16 protein-coding genes are annotated in these 19,810 nt (G+C 71.7%); 6 read left to right on the forward strand and 10 right to left on the reverse strand.

What is annotated here, in order from left to right; genetic code table 11:
* The first annotated feature begins 59 nt into the window (after positions 1–59).
* Complete coding sequence (locus ACH41F_RS03115; RefSeq protein WP_391230024.1) at positions 60–629, forward strand: dienelactone hydrolase family protein; 570 nt, start codon at positions 60–62, stop codon at positions 627–629.
* 43 nt (positions 630–672) lie between these two features.
* On the opposite strand, the gene ACH41F_RS03120 is transcribed toward ACH41F_RS03115, so the two are convergent.
* The 5 genes from ACH41F_RS03120 to ACH41F_RS03140 form a co-directional block, all read right to left on the reverse strand.
* A complete protein-coding gene (locus tag ACH41F_RS03120; RefSeq protein WP_398832489.1) occupies positions 673–1,665 on the reverse strand; it encodes a zinc metalloprotease in 993 nt (330 codons plus the stop codon).
* A 218-nt stretch (positions 1,666–1,883) separates the two neighbouring features.
* Positions 1,884–3,545, reverse strand: coding sequence for an alkaline phosphatase D family protein (locus tag ACH41F_RS03125; RefSeq protein ID WP_398832492.1), 1,662 nt, complete (start codon positions 3,543–3,545; stop codon positions 1,884–1,886).
* Between the two features lie 79 nt (positions 3,546–3,624).
* Positions 3,625–4,437 (reverse strand): DsbA family protein, encoded by an 813-nt coding sequence (locus ACH41F_RS03130; protein ID WP_398832494.1) that lies wholly within the window; start codon positions 4,435–4,437, stop codon positions 3,625–3,627.
* 112 nt (positions 4,438–4,549) lie between these two features.
* On the reverse strand, positions 4,550–5,242 hold the full coding sequence (locus tag ACH41F_RS03135; RefSeq protein ID WP_398832497.1) for a hypothetical protein: 693 nt from the start codon (positions 5,240–5,242) through the stop codon (positions 4,550–4,552).
* 116 nt (positions 5,243–5,358) lie between these two features.
* Positions 5,359–6,708, reverse strand: a complete 1,350-nt coding sequence (locus ACH41F_RS03140) for a DUF2252 family protein (protein ID WP_391230038.1) — start codon at positions 6,706–6,708, stop codon at positions 5,359–5,361.
* Between the two features lie 202 nt (positions 6,709–6,910).
* On the opposite strand from ACH41F_RS03140, the gene dnaE reads away from it, so the two are divergent.
* A complete protein-coding gene (dnaE, locus tag ACH41F_RS03145) occupies positions 6,911–10,450 on the forward strand; it encodes a DNA polymerase III subunit alpha (RefSeq protein ID WP_398832501.1) in 3,540 nt (1,179 codons plus the stop codon).
* 152 nt (positions 10,451–10,602) lie between these two features.
* Here dnaE and ACH41F_RS03150 read toward each other — a convergent pair whose 3' ends face one another.
* The gene (locus ACH41F_RS03150) at positions 10,603–10,764 is read right to left on the reverse strand and encodes a hypothetical protein (protein WP_391230043.1); all 162 of its coding nucleotides are present in this window, start codon (positions 10,762–10,764) and stop codon (positions 10,603–10,605) included.
* Positions 10,765–10,990: 226 nt separating this feature from the next.
* Here ACH41F_RS03150 and ACH41F_RS03155 point away from each other — a divergent pair, with 226 nt between their 5' ends.
* The 4 genes from ACH41F_RS03155 to ACH41F_RS03170 all read left to right on the forward strand — a co-directional run bounded on the left by ACH41F_RS03155 (position 10,991) and on the right by ACH41F_RS03170 (position 14,945).
* On the forward strand, positions 10,991–12,205 hold the full coding sequence (locus ACH41F_RS03155; protein ID WP_398832504.1) for an NYN domain-containing protein: 1,215 nt from the start codon (positions 10,991–10,993) through the stop codon (positions 12,203–12,205).
* Between the two features lie 107 nt (positions 12,206–12,312).
* Positions 12,313–13,287 carry an ATP-binding cassette domain-containing protein gene (locus ACH41F_RS03160; RefSeq protein WP_391230584.1) on the forward strand — a complete coding sequence of 325 codons (975 nt, stop codon included), beginning with the start codon at positions 12,313–12,315 and terminating at the stop codon, positions 13,285–13,287.
* A 133-nt stretch (positions 13,288–13,420) separates the two neighbouring features.
* Positions 13,421–14,242, forward strand: a complete 822-nt coding sequence (locus ACH41F_RS03165; protein ID WP_398832506.1) for an ABC transporter permease — start codon at positions 13,421–13,423, stop codon at positions 14,240–14,242.
* A gap of 34 nt (positions 14,243–14,276) precedes the next feature.
* Positions 14,277–14,945, forward strand: a complete 669-nt coding sequence (locus ACH41F_RS03170) for an AAA family ATPase (RefSeq protein WP_391230049.1) — start codon at positions 14,277–14,279, stop codon at positions 14,943–14,945.
* 835 nt (positions 14,946–15,780) lie between these two features.
* Here the strand turns inward: ACH41F_RS03170 and ybaK are convergent.
* From ybaK to ACH41F_RS03190, 4 genes are all read right to left on the reverse strand, one after another.
* Positions 15,781–16,281, reverse strand: a complete 501-nt coding sequence (gene ybaK, locus ACH41F_RS03175) for a Cys-tRNA(Pro) deacylase (RefSeq protein ID WP_391230051.1) — start codon at positions 16,279–16,281, stop codon at positions 15,781–15,783.
* 14 nt (positions 16,282–16,295) lie between these two features.
* Complete coding sequence (locus ACH41F_RS03180; protein ID WP_391230053.1) at positions 16,296–17,036, reverse strand: LON peptidase substrate-binding domain-containing protein; 741 nt, start codon at positions 17,034–17,036, stop codon at positions 16,296–16,298.
* Positions 17,037–17,047: 11 nt separating this feature from the next.
* Positions 17,048–18,082, reverse strand: a complete 1,035-nt coding sequence (locus ACH41F_RS03185; RefSeq protein WP_391230056.1) for a hypothetical protein — start codon at positions 18,080–18,082, stop codon at positions 17,048–17,050.
* Positions 18,083–18,220: 138 nt separating this feature from the next.
* Positions 18,221–19,798 carry an oxidoreductase gene (locus ACH41F_RS03190; RefSeq protein ID WP_398832510.1) on the reverse strand — a complete coding sequence of 526 codons (1,578 nt, stop codon included), beginning with the start codon at positions 19,796–19,798 and terminating at the stop codon, positions 18,221–18,223.
* Between the last annotated feature and the right edge of the window lie 12 nt (positions 19,799–19,810).

Raw genomic sequence — 19,810 nt, forward strand, 5'->3', positions numbered from 1 at the left:
CGCGGAAGTGGGTACGGCCGCGGACCGGCGGTGTCGGTCCCTGCTGGCACCATGGCCTCATGAACATCATGCTCTTTCACTCGACCTACGGCCTGAGGCCCGCCGTGCGCCAGGCCGCCGACCGGCTGCGCGCCGCCGGACACGAGGTGTGGACGCCGGACCTCTTCGAGGGGCGCACGTTCGAGACGGTCGAGGACGGCATGGAGTTCAAGGAGAGCGTCGGCAAGGACGAACTGCTCAAGCGGGCCGTGCTGGCCGCCGCGCCCTACTCGGAGCGGGGGCTCGTCTACGCCGGGTTCTCGTTCGGCGCCTCCGTCGCGCAGACCCTCGCCCTCGGCGACGAGCGGGCGCGCGGGCTGCTGCTTCTGCACGGCACCTCGGACATCGCCGCCAACGCGGCCGTGGACGACCTGCCGGTGCAGCTGCATGTCGCCGAGCCGGACCAGTTCGAGACGGACGACTGGCTGAGCTCCTGGTATCTCCAGATGGGCCGGGCGGGCGCCGACGTGGAGGTGTACCGGTACGCCGGGGCCGGCCATCTCTACACCGACCCCGACCTGCCGGACTGGGACGAGGAGGCCGCCGAGGCCACCTGGCGGGTGGCGCTCGGCTTCCTGGAGTCCCTCTAGGGCCTGTTGTGAAGGCGGCCGCGCCGGACAACAGGCCTCAGGCTCAGCCCGCGGCGCGGTAGGCGGCCCAGTTCTGCTGCATGCGGGTCACCTGGCCGGAGGTGAACTGGTACATGCAGTCGTCGTAGGTGTAGTCCATGAAGTTGTGGATCGGGTCGACGCCCGCCTTGGTGGTGCAGGTGTCGCGGCCGGTCGGGCACTCGTAGGCGGCGCTCTTCTCGGCAGGGGTGTCGTCGACGTAGTCGCCCTTGCCGCTGCAGCCGCCCTGGAAGGTGTGGTAGAGCCCCATCCAGTGGCCGACCTCGTGGGTGGCGGTGTCGCCCTTGTTGTAGTTGGTGGCCGAGCCGCCGGGCAGGGACGTGTCCAGGAGGACGACGCCGTCCATGCTCGGGCTGGACCTGTAGGAGCTGGGGAAGGTGGCCCAGCCGAGGAGGCCGTCGCCGAGGTTGGCGGTGTAGACGTTGAGCGCGTTCGCGCCGCCCTTGCGCAGGGCGGACTTCATCGCCTTCTCCTCCGCGGAGCCGTAACCGACGTTGTACCAGGCCGCGTTGTCGGTGTAGTCGGTGCCGGCGAGGGTGAACTGGTAGCCGGAGTCGACGTTTCCGGTGCCCTGGCCGGCGTAGGCCGCGTTCAGGACGTTCAGCTGGGCGGAGATGTCGGTCGAGGTGAGCTTGCCGGTCGTGCCGTTGTGGACGACGTGGAAGTACACGGGGATGGTCGTCGAGGCGGCCGCGGCGAGGCTGCGGCTGCCGGAGGAGGGCAGCTTGTCGAGCTTGGCGCGCAGCGCGGCGTCCATCGACTGGGCCTTGGCGGCACTGATCTCGTTGGGCTCGGCGACGTTTCCGCCCCCGTGACCGGGGTGGGCCTCGCGGGCCGCGGCGTGGGTGTCGGTGTCGGCGCAGTCGGCGGCCGGAGCCTGGGCCGCCGCGACACCGGTGGGCGCCGACAGGGGGGTGAGCAGCAAGGTTCCGGCCATGACGGCCGTGCCGAGAAGGCGTCTGCGCGTAGAGGGGGTTATCCGGGCGAGCGCACGCATGCTGACTCCTAGCTGATGCGTTGGGGAGGAGCGGCGCAGGGGTCTTTCCTGGCCGCCGCCCGGACATTACGTGTACATGGTCAAAGCCGTGGAGAAACGATTCAGCCAATCGGGATCTCGAACGGGCAGGCCTGAAATCGGCCATCCCGCCGACCAGGCGGGCAGAGTGTCCGGATTCGGGACACGGGCCGCCTGGTCGGCGTTGGCCGGAATTCGACTCACACGGGGCGGTAGGTCCGCTCGACCTTCTGGGTGCCGCTGCGCGTGCGGTACGAACGGGCCCAGGCGGAGGTGGCGTTCGCCTGCGTCTTGTCGGACAGCACGTAGTAGTCCATCTGCGCCCGCTCGGCGGTGATGTCCAGGACGCCGTAGCCGTGCCGGTCCGTGTCGACCCAGTGCACATGCCGGTTGGCGGCCCTGATGACCGGTGCGGCGACCGCGGAGACCGCGCCCTCGGGGACCTTGAGGATGTCGTCGAGGTTGTCGGAGGTGACCGAGGTGACGACGAACTCCGTGGCGGCCGAGGCCGACAGCGGGTAGGTGCCGGCGTCGACCGGCACGTCGTTGGCCCACGCCATGTGGATGTCGCCGGTCAGGAACACGGTGTTGCGGATCGCGTTCGCGCGCAGATGGGCCAGGAGCTCGCGGCGGTCGTCCGTGTAGCCGTCCCACTGGTCGGTGTTGAGGGCGAGTCCCTCCTTCGGCAGGCCCAGCAGCTCGGCGAGCGGCCTCAGGAGGTCCGCGGAGAGCGAGCCGATGGCGAACGGCGAGATCATCACCGAGTTGCCGACCAGCCGCCAGGTGGTGTCCGACGACTTCAGCCCCGCCTTCAGCCAGTCGAGCTGGGCGCGGCCGGTGATCGTACGGTCCGGGTCGTCGACCGAGCCGTTGCCGACGGCCACCTGCTGGGAGCGGTACGAGCGCAGGTCCAGCAGCGACAGGTCCGCCAGCTTGCCGAAGCGCAGCCGCCGGTAGGTGGTGCCGGCGACCGCGGTGCGCACCGGCATCCACTCGAAGTAGGCCTGCCTGGCGGCGGCCTGACGGGCGGCCCAGGCGCCTTCCGCGCCCTCGGTGTGGTTCTCCGCCCCGCCCGACCAGGCGTCGTTGGCGAACTCGTGGTCGTCCCAGATCGCGACGACGGGCGCCACCGCGTGCAGGGCCTGGAGGTCGGGGTCGGTCTTGTACCTGCCGTGCCGGGTGCGGTAGTCGGCCAGCGTGAGGATCTCGTGGGTGGGCGCGTGCGGGCGTACGACGGTGTCGCGGGTGCCGTACTCGCCGGTGCCGTACTCGTAGACGTAGTCGCCCAGGTGCAGCCAGGCGTCCAGGTCGCCGCGGGCCGCGAGATGGCGGTACGCGGAGAAGTAGCCGGCCTCCCAGTTGGCGCAGGAGACCACGCCGAAGCGGAGGCCCGCGACGGCCGCGTCCACCGCCGGCGCGGTGCGGGTGCGCGCCGCCGGGGAGTCGGTGCCGCCCGCGGAGAACCGGAACCAGTAGTCGGTGGACGGTTCCAGGCCGCGGACGTCGGCCTTGACGGTGTGGTCGGAGGCGGCGGTCGCGGTGACGGAGCCCTTGGCGACGATGTCCGTGAACGCCTTGTCCCGGGCGACGACCCAGCCCACCTCGGTGTCCGGGCCGAGCCCGGAGCCGGGTATCGCCTCGGCGGTGGGCGTCACCCGGGTCCACAGCAGGACCCCGTCGGGCAGCGGGTCCCCGGAGGCGATCCCGTGCAGGAAGGCGGGGGTGTCGGCGGCGGCCCGGGCCGGCAGCGCGGCGGCGAGCGGACCGGCCAGAACAGCGCCGGCCGCCGCGGCCTTGACGACCGTACGGCGGCGCGGTGACAGGGAGTTGAGATGCTCGGATGCTCTGAATCTACTGGTCACGACCGATCAGGTTACTGAGCGGTATGAACGAGAGCGGGCGAACCGGCAAAAGTTCGCCCGCTCTTTGTCGGACGGACGGTCAGGCCTTGAGGGCCGCCGTGATCGCCGTGTCGAAGTCGGCCACCGTCATGGGCGCGTTCTTGCCGTCGGGGCCGGTCAGCGCCTTGCCGTCCATCTTCAGGGTCGGGGTGCCCTGGACGCCGCTGTCGTCGAACTTCTTGGACATCTCCAGCGCCCACTTGTCGTAGGTGCCGTTCTTCACGGCGTTCTGGAACGTCTTGTTGCCCTTCAGGGCGTCGACCGTGTTCGCGATCTCGATGAGGTAGTCGTCGTCCTTGAACTTGTCGTCGGACTCCTCGGGGTGCCACTTCGCCGAGTACATCGCGGTCTTGTACTCGAGGAAGGCCTCGGGGCTGACGTCGAGCGCCGCGCCGAGCGCGCTCAGACCGTTCTTGGAGCCCTCGCCGCCCAGGCCGTTGTCGAGGAAGCTGGCACCGACGAACTCGATCTTGTACTTGCCGTCCTCGACGCCCTTGTCCACCGTGGCGCCGACGGTCTGCTCGAACTGGGCGCAGACGGGGCAGCGCGGGTCCTCGTACATGACGAGGGTCTTCTTGGCGGTGCTCTTGCCGATGGTGACGGTCGTGCCGTTGGTGCCGCTGGTGTGGGCCGGCTTGACGAGCTTGTCCTTCTTGGCGGCCTCCCAGTAGTCCGGCTTGTTGTTCTGGACGACCGCGTAGCCGATGCCGCCGGCTATCGCGAGGACGCCGACGATCGAGCAGGCGACGATGACCTGCCGCTTGACCTTGTCGCGCTTGGCCTGGCGTTCGCGCTCCTGGCGCAGCCGCTCGCGGGCCGCCGTCTTGGCCATCTGGCTGTTGCGCTTGCTCATGGGGGATCTCCGTAAGGGGACGCGCACACCTCGTGTGCGGGATGCCTGGGATGCGCACCTGGTGCGCGGGATGCGAAAGAGGGGAACTGGGTGGTGCTCGGGGGCTGTCCGGTCAGGCGACAGCGGCCGGGCACGGCGGTCCACGCCGTCCCAGGGAGTGCACGAGGATCCGGTCCCGGACCAGGGGGGTACGGCGACCGGGGTGCCGCGGGCCGCGGGCCGCCGGGGCCCGCCGTACCGTCACCGCGGCCACGGCCAGCAGGAGCGGACGGAACGTGGTCGCCGCCGCCGCGCCGAGCAGCTGGGTCAGGGCCCGCTCGCCGCGGCGCAGCCACCCGGCGGCGAGGAGGCCCACGCCGAGGTGCGCGCCCAGCAGCAGCCAGGCGGCCCACGGATCGACGTGGGCGAGGGCGCCCGCGAGGTGGTCGGTGTCGGTGCCGGTCACCCGGGCCAGCGGGCTGCCGACGTTGGTGCCGTCGCCGCAGAACACGTCCCAGCCGACCGAGCGCAGGGGGCCCGTGACCGGGCCGCCCGCGGCGCCGTAGCAGACGTGCTGGCCGGTGGTGAAGACGGTGTCGGCGGCCAACTCCAGCGGGAGAAGCAGGGCGGCGATCCGCCCGAAGCCCCGCTCGCGGCCGGCCAGGGCGTAGGCGAGGGCGAACACGGCGGCCGCCACCAGGGCCACCGTGTTCAGCGGGAGCGGGACCCGGGACAGCAGCACGTGCGACGCGGTGCTGAGCGTCACGACGAGTGCCGTGAACAGTGCCGCGCGCAGCGCTCGCAGTCGGGTCCCGGATATGTCCATAGCGCAGAGAGTGTGTCACGCGGGCCTGTAAGAGACCCCTAAAGGGTCCCTGTGAGCGGCCCCGCCGTCATCGGTCCCACGGGGCCCTCCGTCCCGCACGTGATCCGCGGGGCCGTCTACAGGCCCGGGATGCGGCCGTTGCGGAACAGGTCCACGAAGATCTGGTGGTCGGCACGCGCGCGGGCGCCGTAGTCGTGCGCGAAGGAGACCAGCAGCTCGCCGAAGCCCTCCTCGTCGGCGGCGATCGCCGCGTCGATGGCCCGCTCGGTGGAGAAGGGCACCAGGGACTCCCCGGACTGGTCGTCCGCCGCCCCGTGCATGGTGGCCGTGGCGCGGCCGAGGTCGGCGACGACCGCCGCGATCTCCTCCGGGTCGTCGATGTCGCCCCAGTTCAGGTCGACCGCGTACGGCGAGACCTCGGCGACCAGCTGGCCCGAGCCGTCCAGCTCGGTCCAGCCCAGCCACGGGTCGGCGTGCTGCTGGAGGGCGCGCTGGGAGAGCACCGTGCGGTGGCCCTCGTGCTGGAAGTAGTCGCGGATCGCCGGGTCGGTGATGTGCCGGGAGACCGCCGGGGTCTGGGCCTGCTTGATGTAGATCACCACGTCGTTCTCCAAGGCGTCGCTGTGGCCCTCGAGAAGGATGTTGTACGACGGCAGCCCCGCCGAGCCGATACCGATGCCACGGCGGCCCACGACGTCCTTGACGCGGTAGGAGTCGGGGCGGGCCAGCGAGGTCTCCGGCAGCGTCTCCAGGTAGCCGTCGAAGGCCGCGAGGACCTTGTAGCGGGTGGCCGCGTCCAGCTCGATGGAGCCGCCGCCGGGCGCGAAGCGGCGCTCGAAGTCGCGGATCTCGGTCATCGAGTCCAGCAGGCCGAAGCGGGTCAGCGCGCGGGCGTCGCGCAGCGCGTCCAGGAGCGGGCCCTCGGCGGTGTCCAGGGTGAAGGGCGGCACCTCGTCGCTCTTGGCGCCGGTGGCCAGGGCGCGGATCCGCTCGCGGTAGGCGGCCCCGTACACCCGCACCAGCTCGGTGATCTGCTCGTCGCTGAGGGCCTTGGCGTACCCGATCAGCGCGATGGAGGCGCAGAAGCGCTTGAGGTCCCAGGTGAAGGGGCCGACGTAGGCCTCGTCGAAGTCGTTGACGTTGAAGATCAGCCGGCCGGTGGAGTCCATGTACGTGCCGAAGTTCTCGGCGTGCAGGTCGCCGTGGATCCACACGCGCGAGGTGCGCTCGTCCAGGTAGGGGCCGCTCAGTATGTCCCCGCCCGCCCGTCCGACGTTCTCCGCGTCGAGGTCGTGGTAGAAGAGGCACGCCGTCCCGCGGTAGAACGCGAACGCGGAGGCCGCCATCTTGCGGAACTTGACGCGGAACGCGGCCGGGTCGGCGGCCAGGAGCTCGCCGAAGGCGGTGTCGAAGACGGCGAGAATCTCCTCGCCGCGAGGCTCGTCGTTGAGCTGCGGAACCGACATCGCGGGGTGCCTCCTGGTGCATGTGTACGACAGCGTTTCTGTCGTTCGTCCAACGGGCGGGCCCCGGGATAAGTGCCCGCGCCCCTCGCTGTGAAGGTACGCGGGGCGGCCCCCGGAGTGTCAGTGCCGAGGCATAGACTTCGACGCTGTCCCCCAGACTGTCCGCCAGCCTGCCGCCGACTGTTTTCCTAGGAGGTCGAACGTGTCAAAGCCGCCGTTCACGCACCTGCACGTCCACACCCAGTACTCCCTGCTGGACGGTGCCGCGCGGCTGAAGGACATGTTCGACGCGTGCAACGAGATGGGGATGACCCACATCGCCATGTCGGACCACGGCAACCTGCACGGGGCGTACGACTTCTTCCACTCCGCGAAGAAGGCCGGGGTCACCCCGATCATCGGCATCGAGGCCTATGTGGCCCCCGAGTCCCGGCGCAACAAGCGCAAGATCCAGTGGGGTCAGCCGCACCAGAAGCGGGACGACGTCTCCGGTTCGGGTGGTTACACCCACAAGACGATCTGGGCGGCGAACTCCACGGGCCTGCACAACCTCTTCCGGCTCTCCTCGGACGCGTACGCCGAGGGCTGGCTGCAGAAGTGGCCCCGGATGGACAAGGAGACCATCTCCCAGTGGTCCGAGGGGCTCATCGCCTCCACCGGCTGCCCCTCGGGCGAGCTCCAGACCCGGCTGCGCCTCGGCCAGTTCGACGAGGCCCTGAAGTCGGCCGCCGAGTACCAGGACATCTTCGGCAAGGACCGCTACTTCCTGGAGCTGATGGACCACGGCATCGAGATCGAGCGCCGGGTCCGCGACGGGCTGCTCGACATCGGCAAGAAGCTCGGCATCCCGCCGCTGGTGACGAACGACTCGCACTACACGTACGCGCACGAGGCGACGGCGCACGACGCGCTGCTGTGCATCCAGACCGGCAAGAACCTCTCCGATCCCGACCGGTTCAAGTTCGACGGCACCGGCTACTACCTCAAGTCCACGGACGAGATGTACGCCATCGACTCCTCGGACGCCTGGCAGGAGGGCTGCCGCAACACCCTCCTGGTCGCCGAGCAGGTCGACACCACCGGCATGTTCGAGGCCAAGAACCTCATGCCGAAGTTCGACATCCCCGAGGGCTACACCGAGGTCACCTGGTTCAAGGAGGAGGTCCGCCGGGGCATGGAGCGCCGCTTCCCCGACGGCATCCCCGAGGACCGCCAGCGCCAGGTCGAGTACGAGATGGACGTCATCATCCAGATGGGGTTCCCGGGCTACTTCCTCGTCGTCGCCGACTTCATCATGTGGGCCAAGAACAACGGCATCGCGGTCGGCCCGGGGCGTGGCTCCGCGGCCGGTTCGATCGTCGCCTACGCCATGGGCATCACCGACCTCGACCCGATCCCGCACGGCCTGATCTTCGAGCGGTTCCTCAACCCCGAGCGCGTCTCCATGCCCGATGTCGACATCGACTTCGACGAGCGTCGGCGCGTCGAGGTGATCCGGTACGTGACGGAGAAGTACGGCGCCGACAAGGTCGCCATGATCGGCACCTACGGCAAGATCAAGGCCAAGAACGCGATCAAGGACTCCGCGCGCGTGCTGGGCTACCCGTACGCGATGGGCGACCGCATCACCAAGGCGATGCCCGCCGACGTCCTGGGCAAGGGCATCGATCTCAACGGCATCACCGACCCCTCGCACCCCCGCTACTCGGAGGCCGGCGAGGTCCGCGGGATGTACGAGAACGAACCCGACGTGAAGAAGGTCATCGACACCGCCAAGGGCGTCGAGGGCCTGGTCCGGCAGATGGGCGTGCACGCCGCCGGCGTGATCATGTCCAGCGAGACCATCACCGAGCACGTGCCCGTCTGGGTCCGGCACACCGACGGCGTGACCATCACGCAGTGGGACTACCCGAGCTGCGAGTCGCTCGGCCTGCTGAAGATGGACTTCCTCGGCCTGCGCAACCTGACGATCATGGACGACGCCGTCAAGATGGTGAAGTCCAACAAGGGCATCGACCTGGAGCTGCTGAGCCTCCCGCTCGACGACCCCAAGACCTTCGAACTCCTCCAGCGCGGCGAGACTGTCGGCGTCTTCCAGTTCGACGGCGGCCCCATGCGCTCCCTGCTGCGCCTGATGAAGCCCGACAACTTCGAGGACATCTCCGCCGTCTCCGCGCTCTACCGTCCCGGCCCGATGGGCATGGACTCGCACACCAACTACGCGCTGCGCAAGAACAAGCTCCAGGAGATCACCCCGATCCACCCCGAGCTGGAGGAGCCGCTCCGCGAGGTCCTGGACGTCACCTACGGCCTGATCGTCTACCAGGAGCAGGTGCAGAAGGCCGCCCAGATCATCGCGGGCTACTCGCTCGGCGAGGCCGACATCCTGCGCCGCGTGATGGGCAAGAAGAAGCCCGACGAACTGGCGAAGAACTTCACCATCTTCCAGGCCGGCGCCCAGAAGAACGGCTACAGCGACGAGGCCATCAAGGCCCTGTGGGACGTGCTGGTCCCCTTTGCCGGCTACGCGTTCAACAAGGCGCACTCCGCCGCCTACGGCCTGGTCTCCTACTGGACCGCGTACCTCAAGGCCAACCACCCGGCCGAGTACATGGCCGCCCTGCTGACCTCGGTCAAGGACGACAAGGACAAGTCGGCCGTCTACCTCAACGAGTGCCGGCGCATGGGCATCAAGGTGCTCCCGCCGAACGTCAACGAGTCGGTGCACAACTTCGCCGCCCAGGGCGACGACGTGATCCTCTTCGGCCTGGAGGCCGTCCGGAACGTCGGTTCCAACGTCGTCGAGTCGATCATCAAGGCCCGCAAGGCCAAGGGGAAGTACGCCTCCTTCCCCGACTACCTCGACAAGGTCGACGCCACCGCCTGCAACAAGCGCACCACCGAGTCGCTGATCAAGGCGGGCGCCTTCGACAGCCTCGGCCACACCCGCAAGGGCCTGACCGCGCACTTCGAGCCGATGATCGACAACGTGGTCGCGGTCAAGCGCAAGGAGGCCGAGGGCCAGTTCGACCTCTTCGGCGGGATGGGCGAGGAGGAGAGCACCGAGCCCGGCTTCGGACTCGACGTGCAGTTCACCGAGGACGAGTGGGACAAGACCTATCTGCTCGCCCAGGAGCGGGAGATGCTCGGCCTGTACGTCTCCGACCACCCGCTCTTCGGTCTGGAGCACGTGCTGTCCGACAAGGCCGACGCGGGCATCGCCCAGCTCACCGGCGGTGAGCACGCCGACGGCGCGGTCGTCACCATCGGCGGCATCATCTCGGGGCTCCAGCGCAAGATGACCAAGCAGGGCAACGCCTGGGCGATCGCCACCGTCGAGGACCTCGCCGGGTCCATCGAGTGCATGTTCTTCCCGGCGACCTACCAGCTCGTCTCGACCCAACTCGTCGAGGACGCCGTGGTGTTCGTCAAGGGCCGCCTCGACAAGCGCGAGGACGTCCCCCGGCTGGTCGCGATGGAGCTCCAGGTCCCCGACCTGTCCCACGCGGGCACCAACGCCCCCGTGGTCCTCACCATCCCGGCGACGCGGGTCACCCCGCCGATGATCAGCCGCCTCGGTGAGATCCTCACCCACCACAAGGGCGAGAGCGAGGTCCGGATCAGGCTCCAGGGCCCGACCAAGACCACCGTCCTGCGCCTGGACCGGCACCGCGTGAAGCCCGACCCGGCGCTCTTCGGCGACCTGAAGGTGCTGCTCGGCCCGTCCTGCCTCGCCGGATAGCCGCACCCGCGAAGCCGGACGGCCGGACCGGGGGAGCCGGACGGCCGGACCGGGAAGCCGGACGGCCGGACCCGCACGTGCAGGAGAGGGCGCGCCCGTCAACCGGGTGCGCCCTCTCTTGTGCCTGGGTCTCAACAACCCGTTACGCAGATTCAGTTGTGACCGAAGCGCTTCTGCTTGCTCTTGCGGGCCATGTCGCCCGGAGTCACCTGGGTCGTGCGCTGCTCGCCCTGCGCCTCCATCGTGGACTGCGGGGTCTGCTGACCACGCTCGGACTGCGGCTGCTTGCGGTCACGGTTCTTGTTCTTGGCCATGGTGATCTGCCTCCTGTGGGTGATCTAAGGGCCAGAGCCGGGACCAGATTCACATAGCCTGACAATGAGCGCATTTCGGATAATTACCGTCTGTGACAGGGCTCGTCGGCCCCCCGGCGCCCCCGAAACGCCACGCCGAAGATCGAGTTCCGGCCGTTAACCTCCGCGCGGTCGGGCAGACTCGAAGGAAGCCTGAACCAAACCGCCTCGGAAGAGGGTGAGTCGCGTGGACCGCTGCATCGTCCTGGTGGACGCCGGGTATCTGCTGGGGGCGGCCGCCAGTCTCCTCGCCGGGGAGCCCTCCCGCTCCAGGATCACCGTCGACCACCCCGCCCTGATCCAGGGCCTGCGAGAACGCGCCGAGTCGGACACCGAACGGCCCCTGCTGCGCATCTACTGGTTCGACGGCGCTCCCGACCGCGTCCCGCAGCCCGAGCACCGCCGGCTGCGCGTGATGTCCCGGGTCACCGTCCGGCTCGGCGCCCTGACCCGCAGCGACGGCCGCTGGGCCCAGAAGGGCGTGGACGCGGCCATGCACGCCGAGCTCACCGAGCTGGCCCGCAACCGCGCCTGCTCCGACATCGTCCTGGTCACCGGCGACGGCGATCTGCTGCCGGGCATGATGGCGGCCAAGGAGCACGGCGTCGCCGTACACCTGTGGGCCGTGCAGGCCGCCGACGGGGACTACAACCAGTCCGAGGACCTGGTCGCCGAGGCCGACGAACGGCGCGTGCTGGACCGCGCCTGGATCACCAAGGCCGTACGCGCCAAGGACTTCGGCGGGATCTGCGCGCCGCAGCCCGTCCCGCGGCCCGAGATCGCCGCGATCCTGTCCGCGCCGCTGCCCGAGTCCGCGCTCGCCGCGGCCGCCGAGCGATCCGGCGAGGAGGGCGAGCACACCACCGCGGCCGCCCCGGAGAACGGCACCCAGGAGCGGGTGCCCGCGCCCAAAGGGGTGCCCACCCCCAAGGACCTCGCCGCGCTGCGCGCCCCCGGCGTCCAACAGCCCCAGCACCCCGCCAACGCCACCCTGCGCTGGTCCTCCGACAAGGGCTGGGTCGACCGCCCCGGTGTCGTCGAGCCCCCCGAGGTCGCCTCCATGCCCACCCTCGCCCAGCTGACCAGCGCCGAACAGCGCTGGGCGGACCGCGAGGAGGACATCACCACGGTCGGCGGCGACCCGTTCGAGGTCGGGCAGGTCTTCGCGCGGCGCTGGATGGAGCGGCTCGGCGACCAGAGCCACCTGCAGAAGCTGTCCGGCATGTATCCGCGCGTGCCGCACCGCATCGACGGCGAGCTGCTGCGCTACGCCGCCCGCTTCGGTCTGCTCGCCCACAAGGACGACCAGATCGACGAGCACGACCGCTACGCCATCCGTGCCGGGTTCTGGCGTGAGATCGACGTACGCACCGGCGTCGAGCACGCGCCCGTGGGGGAGTGAAACGGCACATACGCCGCCCCCGGGGGCGTGCGGGGCCGACCGACCCCGTACCCTCGTCCCTTGTGAGTACGCGCGCGGCACAGGCATTTCGGCACGGTGACGATGTCGTGTGCGCGGTGCGCGGACTGACCAAGACCTATCCCGCGGTGCGCGGCCGGCGCGGGGTCCCCGCCACCCCCGAGGTGCGGGCCACGGACGACGTACGGCTCGACATCCGGCGCGGTGAGATCTTCGGCCTGCTCGGCCCGAACGGCGCCGGCAAGTCCACCCTGGTACGCCAGCTCACCGGTCTGATGCGGCCCGACCGGGGCAGCGTCGAGATCCTCGGCCACGACATCGTGCGGCACCCGGAGCGGGCCGCGCGGATCCTCGCCTACCTCGGTCAGGAGTCCACCGCCCTCGACGATCTCACCGTCTCCCTCGCCGCCGAGACCACCGGGCGGCTGCGCGGCCTCCAGGCGCGGGCGGCGCGGGCCGAGCGGGACGCCGTCCTCGACGAACTGGGGCTCACCCCGCTCGCCGGGCGCGTGATCAGGAAACTGTCCGGCGGTCAGCGGCGCCTGGCGTGCTTCGCGGCCGCCCTGGTCGGGCAGCGGCCGCTGCTGGTGCTCGACGAGCCGACCACGGCGATGGATCCCGTGGCGCGCCGGGCCGTGTGGTCCGCGGTGGACCGGCGGCGGGCGGAGCACGGGGCGACCGTGCTGCTCGTCACCCACAACGTCATCGAGGCCGAGACCGTGCTCGACCGGGTCGCCGTCCTCGACCAGGGCCGCGTGATCGCCTGCGACACCCCCGTCGGGCTCAAGGAGCGGGTCGCCGGGGAGGTCCGGGTCGACCTGGTGTGGCGCGAGACCGCGCCGCTGCACGTCCCCGAGGTCGCGGCCCTCCAGGACCGGGCCGTCGCCTCCGGGCGCCGCTGGACGCTGCGGCTCGCCCCCGAGGAGGCCCGCGCGGTCGTCGCGACCGTGACCGGCGGGGCCGCCTTCGCCGCGCTGGACGACTTCACGCTGGCCACGCCGAGCCTGGAGGACGTCTATCTGGCGCTGGGCGGGGCGGCACAGCAGGGACTGGTGAAGGCGTGAGGGCGCCGCGGGACCTCGAGCCAGGCTCGAGCACTGTGCGGGACCTCGAGCCGGGGTTGAGCGCACGGGCCGTAGCATCCGTACGGAAGGCGAACGCCGCAGTGAACCCGTTTGTGAAAGGGAGCAGCGCCACGTGAGTGTCGTACCCGCCGAGGTTCTGCCGGGCGGCGCCCTGGCCGTCGAGGAGACGGCCCGCGGCGCGGCCGAGCTCGGCCCGCGCGCGCGGCTGTGGCCGTCGCTCGCGGCCGTGTACCGGGCACAGCTGTCCCGGGCGCGGGTCGCGCGGATCCCGCTGCTGTTCGTGGCGACCTTCCAGTCGGTCGGGATCATGATCCTGATGCGCGGGGTCGTGGACGGCGGGGCCGAGGCGCAGGCCGTCGTCGCGGGCTCGTCGGTGCTCGTCGTGGCCTTCGTCGCGCTGAACCTGCTCGCCCAGTACTTCGGGCAGCTGCGGGCCAACGGAGGGCTGGACCACTACGCCACGCTGCCGGTGCCGCCGGCCGCCGTCGTGCTCGGGGCGGCCGGTGCCTACGCCTCCTTCACCGTGCCCGGGACCGTGGTGACCGCGGTGTTCGGGTGCGCGCTGTTCGGGCTTCCGCTGGCGCATCTGTGGGTGCTCGTCGCGGTGATCCCGCTGGCGGGCGCGGCGCTGGCCGGGCTCGGGGCGGCCTTCGGGCTGCTCGCGCCGCGGCCGGAACTGGCGACCGTGCTCGGCCAGTTGGGCATGTCCGCGGCGCTGCTGCTCGGGGTGCTGCCCGCCGACCGGATGCCGGAGGCGCTGCGCTTCCTGCGCGACCTGCTGCCGTCCACGTACGGCGTGGAGGCCTTCGCCCGGACCTTCGGACCGCATCCGGACTGGGCGTTCGTGCTCGGTGACCTCGCCGTGTGCGCGGTGGTCGGGGTCGTCTCGCTGGCCGTGGCCACCTGGGCGTACCGTCGGGCGGCCGTCCGGTGACGCGCCGCACACAGGCGCCTGGCACGATGTCAGGGTGACCGCACCGTTGACTCCGCCCCCGCCCCCGCACGAACCGTCCTCGCACGCCGCGTGGCAGTCACCTGCCGCGGCGTACGCGGCTCCCGTGCCTCACGAGACCGCGTACGACGGCCCCGGAATGGCGACCGAGGTGCGTGAGGCCGCGGTCGTCACCGTCGCGGCGGCCCTCGCCGGGGCGCTGCTCGGGGTGCTGTGGTGGTGGCTGGCCCCGCATGTCCCGCTGGTCGGGGACGTCGTCGACGGGAAGTGGGTCGTCTACCTCGGGGACAGCGAGGGGGAGCAGGCGATCGGCGTCGACGGAACGTTCACTCTGCTGGGACTGGCGTTCGGCGCGGTCAGCGCGCTCGTGGTGTTCCTGCTGCGTCGGCGCGGCGGTGTCCCGCTGGTGGTGGCGCTCGGTGCGGGCGGACTGCTCGGCTCGCTGCTGGCGTGGCGGGTCGGGATCTGGCTCGGTCCCGCGCAGGACGTGATCGCCCACGCCAAGTCCGTGGGCAAGGGGGTCACCTTCTCGGCGCCGCTGAAGCTGGAGGCGTACGGGGCCTGGCTGGCGTGGCCGCTGGCGGCGCTGGTGGTCCACCTGGGACTCACCGGACTGTTCGGACCCCGGGACCCCGACCCGTACCAGCAGGGGCCGTACGGGCATCCTGGGGTGCCGTCGGCGTAGGCCGGGCAGGGCGCCGGGCCGTGCGCGCCCTGGGGCGCCGTCGGTGCCGGCCAAGACCTACGGGCAGGTCTGGGAGCGTGGGCCCCCAGACCCCCGCGACGGCCCGGGCACGGGCCAGTGCCTGGCAGGCAGCGTTCGCCTCGTAATGGACGTACATGGGCTTGCGGCCGGTGCGGCGAGAGGGCGGGCCCCCGGCGCACCGAGACCACCCAGCGGACGCCGCTCCCTGACGGGCGAACGGTGCCCGCCCCGGCGTCAGGCCGGTCGCCTGCCGTGGTTCGCGCGGCCCTTCTTCGTGCGCCACTTCCGCTTGCGTGTTTTCTTCGACATGCCCCTCGTGCTTAACCGAGGAACCGGGGCGCGTCGAGGGGTCGCGCACGCCCGAGGGGGCCACCGCGGGGGCTGGGGGGCGCGCACGCCCGAGGGGGGTCACCGCGGGCTGGGGGGCGCGCACGCCCAAGGCCACCGCGGGCTGGGGGTCACGCCCGCCTGAGGGAGCCACCACCGGGTGGATGGGGGTTACGCGCGCCCGACCGGGGGCCGCCGCCGGGGGCTGTGGGGTTACGCGCGCCCGACTGGGGCCGCCACCGGGGCTGGGGTCGCGCACGCCCGACCGAGGGCCGCCACCGGGGCTGGGGTGACGCATGCCCGACCGGAGGCCACCACCGGGGCTGGGGGTCACGCCCGCCCGACGGGGGTCACGACCGGCGGCGGGGGTCACGCCCGCCCGACCGGGGCCACCACCGGGGGCTGGGGGTCACGCCCGCCCGACGGGGGTCACGACCGGCGGCGGGGGCCACGCCCGCCCGACCGGGGCCACCACCGGTGGCTGGGGTCACGCGCGCCCGACCGGGGCCACCACCGCGTCGGTCAGTTTCGCCAGGTCCTCGGGGGCGAGCTCGACCTCCAGGCCCCGGCGGCCGGCCGAGACGCAGATCGTGGCGTGGGCCGACGCCGAGGCGTCCAGGACCGTGGGGAGCTTCTTGCGCTGGCCGAGCGGGGAGATGCCGCCCCGGACGTAGCCCGTGGTGCGTTCCGCCAGCGCCGGGTCGGCCATGGTGGCGCGTTTGCCGCCCACCGCCGTCGCCAGCGCCTTCAGGTCCAGCTGGCCGGCGACCGGGACCACCGCGACCGTCAGGGCGCCGTCGACGTCCGCCACCAGCGTCTTGAAGACCCGCTCGGGGGAGACGCCCATGGCCTCGGCCGCCTCCTCGCCGTACGAGGGGTGCGCGGGGTCGTGCTCGTAGGCGTGGACGGTGTACTCGACGCCCGCGGCGGTCAGCGCCACCGTCGCGGGGGTGCCTCCGGACTGCTGTTTCCTGGACTTCTTCGCCATCGAGGGTCCCCGGCTCAGTTCAGGCTCGTCGGGCCGCGCGTCAGGTCCGACGCGGGCAACGAGGGCAGGCTGCGGATGATCGAGGTCTCCGAACGCAGGAGCTTCAGTTCGTCGCGCAGGCGGGACGCGGCGTCGGGGGCCTGGAGGAGCCGCTGCTTGGTCGGGGTGTCCAGCATCATCGCGGCGGCGACCAGGTAGGAGACGACGGAGGGTTCGTCCGGCAGCTCCGAGCCGGTGGTCAGCGAGCGCTCGCGGGCGCCGGCCAGCCGCTTCTGGTACTGCCGGAAGGCCCGCAGCACCCCTTCCGCGAGGGCGCCCGCCTCGTCGCCCGGTGACTCGTCGAGCTCTTCGAGCTCCGCCGTCAGGAACGGGCCCGAGGCGTCCACCGACAGCAGGCGCACCCGCCGGGTGCCGGTCGCCAGCACCTCGAAGGTGCCGTCCTCCCGCTCCCGGATGGTCGCCGCGTCGGCCACGCACCCGGTGCCGTGGAACGCCTTGAGCGGGTCCGTGCCGAAGCCGGCCGTCGGCCCGCGGTCGGGCAGGGCCGTCGGATCGGGCATGCCGGGGGAGGTGGAGGCGACCTCGAGGCCGTCGCGGATCGCCACGACGGCGAAACGGCGCGGTTCGTCCTCGGGGGTCTTCAGCAGCTCGCGCATCATGGCGCGATAGCGCTCCTCGAAGACGTTCAGCGGAAGCACCAACCCCGGGAACAGCACCGAGTTCAGGGGGAAGAGCGGGAGACGGACGGTGGTCACGACGCAAAAGCCTAATGGTCGCCGGGGCGGGCGCGTCCGGGGTGCCCACTTCGTGGATGCCCGTCGGCCGCGCGGAGGCGGATCTCCTCGCGCACGTCCAGGAAGCGGCCCAGCGGGTCGTCCGAGAGCCGGTCCCAGGGGAACGAGGTGGCGTACGGGCCGACGAGCCTCATCTGCTCGAGCGCGTCCGTCCAGCGGTCGAGGCGGGACAGGACGTAGGCCAGTTTGTTCCGCATCTCCGCCGGCCACGGGTCGGCGGCCGGGAACCGGGCCGACAGCGCGATCGCCCGGTCCGCCGCCGCGTCCAGCCGCTCGCGCGGTACGGCCGGGCCGCAGCCGTCGGTCAGATAGGCGAAGGCGGCGCGCGTGGGCAGCGCCTGGACGAGGGAGTCGGCGGGGGAGTCCTGCGCGGCGGTATCGGCGAAGTCGAAGCACTCGCGGTGCGAGCCGTGCCAGGACTCGGCGAGGTAGCGCAGGGCGGCCGCGTGGCAGCCGTAGTGGTGCGGCGCGCGGCGGATCGCCGCCTCCCAGAGCTCCTCGAAGTACTTGTGCCCGGCCTGGGAGCCGTGCGCGTGGTCCAGGGCGAGCCGCCACGGCACCGGGTCGCGGTCGTCGCCGCGCGCGGCGGCCGTGATCAGCGGGTTCAGCTCGCGCAGCAGTTCCGCCCGGGCCGGTGAGTCCCAGGCGCGGCTGACCGCCAGCTGGGCGCCGACCAGCAGCTGGTCCGGGTCGTGCGGGGCGGCCGTACGCCAGTCCTGGAACCACTCGGGGCGCGAGTGCGCGAAGGACGCGAGGCGTACGACGTACCGGTCGCGCATCTCCCAGGCGGCGTCCGCGCGGGTGGCGGCGAGCAGGGCGGAGGCGGTCCGCCAGGCGCCCTGGCCCGCGGCGACGAGGGCGGGGCCGAGCCGGTCGTCGGGCGCGTCCAGGAGCACCTCGTCGTCGGCCGGGAGTGCGACGGCGGGATGCTGAGTGGGGGGCCGGGTCGTCCGGGTCGCGCGTGACGAGCGGACGAACGGGGGCAGCAGAGCCATGGTGTCGACCATTGAAAAGCGGCGGGTCCCGGATGCGCCAGAGGTTCCGGGCAATGTGCGGAAAGTTGTACGACCTGAGGTCAAGAATGGGTAAAGTGTTTACTGTTCAACAACTGTTCGCGCGCTGTGATCGCCCTCGCCACGCGGCGGCTAACTCCGGCGCAGCAGCCGGGACGCCCCCGCCGCCACCGTCGTGGCCAGGACCCAGCCCAGCAGGATCATCGTCGCCGCCAGCCACTGCCAACCGCCGCTGAGCTGCCAGAACCCCACCTGCCCCAGGTCGATGACCGGCAGCAGCAGGTCCAGGGCGAACAGGGCCGGGTTCCAGTACGGCGCCTCGCCGCTCTTGATCGGCGGGTGGTGGGCGTGCGCGAAGGCCAGCGAGCCCGCCGCCCACAGCACCGCCATCCACACCAGGGCCCGTCCCGGCCGGTACCCGTAGGCGACCGTCCAGTCCTGCGCGTACCCCCACAGCTTGGCCGCGGGCGGCAGCGTCTCGCGGCGCCTGCGCTGCTTGGCGAGCAGCACCTCGCGCGCGTCCTCGTCCTCGCCGCCGGACCGCAGCACGGCCGCCAGTCGCTCGTACGGCTCCGGGTTGTACTCCGCAGTGGCCGCCGTGACCCACGCCAGCCGCTCGTCCAGCGGGAACGGACCCCTCGGCACCAGGTTCTCGTAGGAGAAGCCGCCCATGTGCAGCCGCCCCGGGCCCGGCCAGCTGTCCGTGCGGTCCATCAGGTTCACCACCCGCGCCCCCGACAGCACCACCCGCCCGCGCGCCGGGCGCTCCCCGAGGAAGCGCAGCTCGGGCGTCTGGATGCGGCGCAGCGACACCTCCTGGTCGTCGGCGAGGGCGAACCGGGCCCGCTCGAAGTCGAGCGCGTCCCCGAACCGCCCGTCGTCCAGGCGCAGCCCGCCCTCGCAGCTGAAGCGCTGGATGCGTGTCCCGTGCGCCGGGGTGGCCCCGCTCAGCAGCGGGCTGCCGATGCCCGCCGGGGTCAGGTACATCGAGCGCTCGACGGTCAGCTGCGGCGCGTTCAGGGCGAGCCGGGTGGAGGGGTTGACCAGCCTCGCGCCGCGCAGGCTCAGCGAGACGCCGACCTTGGCGCTGCGCAGGCTCAGCTCGCCGTGCGACTCCAGCAGTTCGGCCTGGAGGTCCTGCCCGACGGTCATGCCGTCGGCGGCGATCGAGCGGCCGCTGCGGTCCCGGTGGACGATGGCCTGGTTGAGCAGCAGGTCGGTGCCGATGTGGGCGTCGGTCAGCCGGACACCGTTGTGGAAGCGGCAGCGGGGCAGGTGCAGATCGCCCTCGGTGTGGATCCGGGCGGCCTCCAGGCGGGGCACCGAGCAGTCCACCATCCGCAGGGTCGTGAACCGCGCCTCGGGCAGCAGCACGTCCCGCTCGAAGCGGCAGCCGCGCATCTCGACGTACGGCACCACGTCCCCGCCGGCCAGCTCCAGCGTGCCGCTGATCTGCACCCCGCTGAGCTTCAGGGAGGCCACCCGGCCCGCGAGCGCGGGCGGCCCGTCCAGGAGCAGCCAGCACACGATGCGGGCCCGCACGGTCCGCTCCGGCCCCCACGGGTGCCCGCCGTGCGGATCGTCGACGAGCATGTCGCCGCTGCTCAGGTCGTACACGCTGCCGTTGCGGAAGGCCTGCCACATCCCGGCCTCGGCGGCGGTCAGGTCGTCCGGCAGGTCCCCGTCGCGGGTGCCGGCCTCGTCGGTCACGGCTCTCCCATC

Origin of the sequence: Streptomyces sp. NPDC020489 (genome assembly GCF_044386545.1) — a bacterium.
Taxonomy (GTDB): domain Bacteria; phylum Actinomycetota; class Actinomycetes; order Streptomycetales; family Streptomycetaceae; genus Streptomyces.

Coding starts and splice junctions, on each gene's coding strand:
- ACH41F_RS03115 (WP_391230024.1), top strand. CDS start 60: ATGAACATCATGCTCTTTCACTCGACCTACGGCCTGAGGCCCGCCGTG.
- ACH41F_RS03120 (WP_398832489.1), bottom strand. CDS start 1,665: ATGCGTGCGCTCGCCCGGATAACCCCCTCTACGCGCAGACGCCTTCTC.
- ACH41F_RS03130 (WP_398832494.1), bottom strand. CDS start 4,437: ATGAGCAAGCGCAACAGCCAGATGGCCAAGACGGCGGCCCGCGAGCGG.
- ACH41F_RS03135 (WP_398832497.1), bottom strand. CDS start 5,242: ATGGACATATCCGGGACCCGACTGCGAGCGCTGCGCGCGGCACTGTTC.
- ACH41F_RS03140 (WP_391230038.1), bottom strand. CDS start 6,708: ATGTCGGTTCCGCAGCTCAACGACGAGCCTCGCGGCGAGGAGATTCTC.
- ACH41F_RS03150 (WP_391230043.1), bottom strand. CDS start 10,764: ATGGCCAAGAACAAGAACCGTGACCGCAAGCAGCCGCAGTCCGAGCGT.
- ybaK (WP_391230051.1), bottom strand. CDS start 16,281: ATGGCGAAGAAGTCCAGGAAACAGCAGTCCGGAGGCACCCCCGCGACG.
- ACH41F_RS03185 (WP_391230056.1), bottom strand. CDS start 18,082: ATGGTCGACACCATGGCTCTGCTGCCCCCGTTCGTCCGCTCGTCACGC.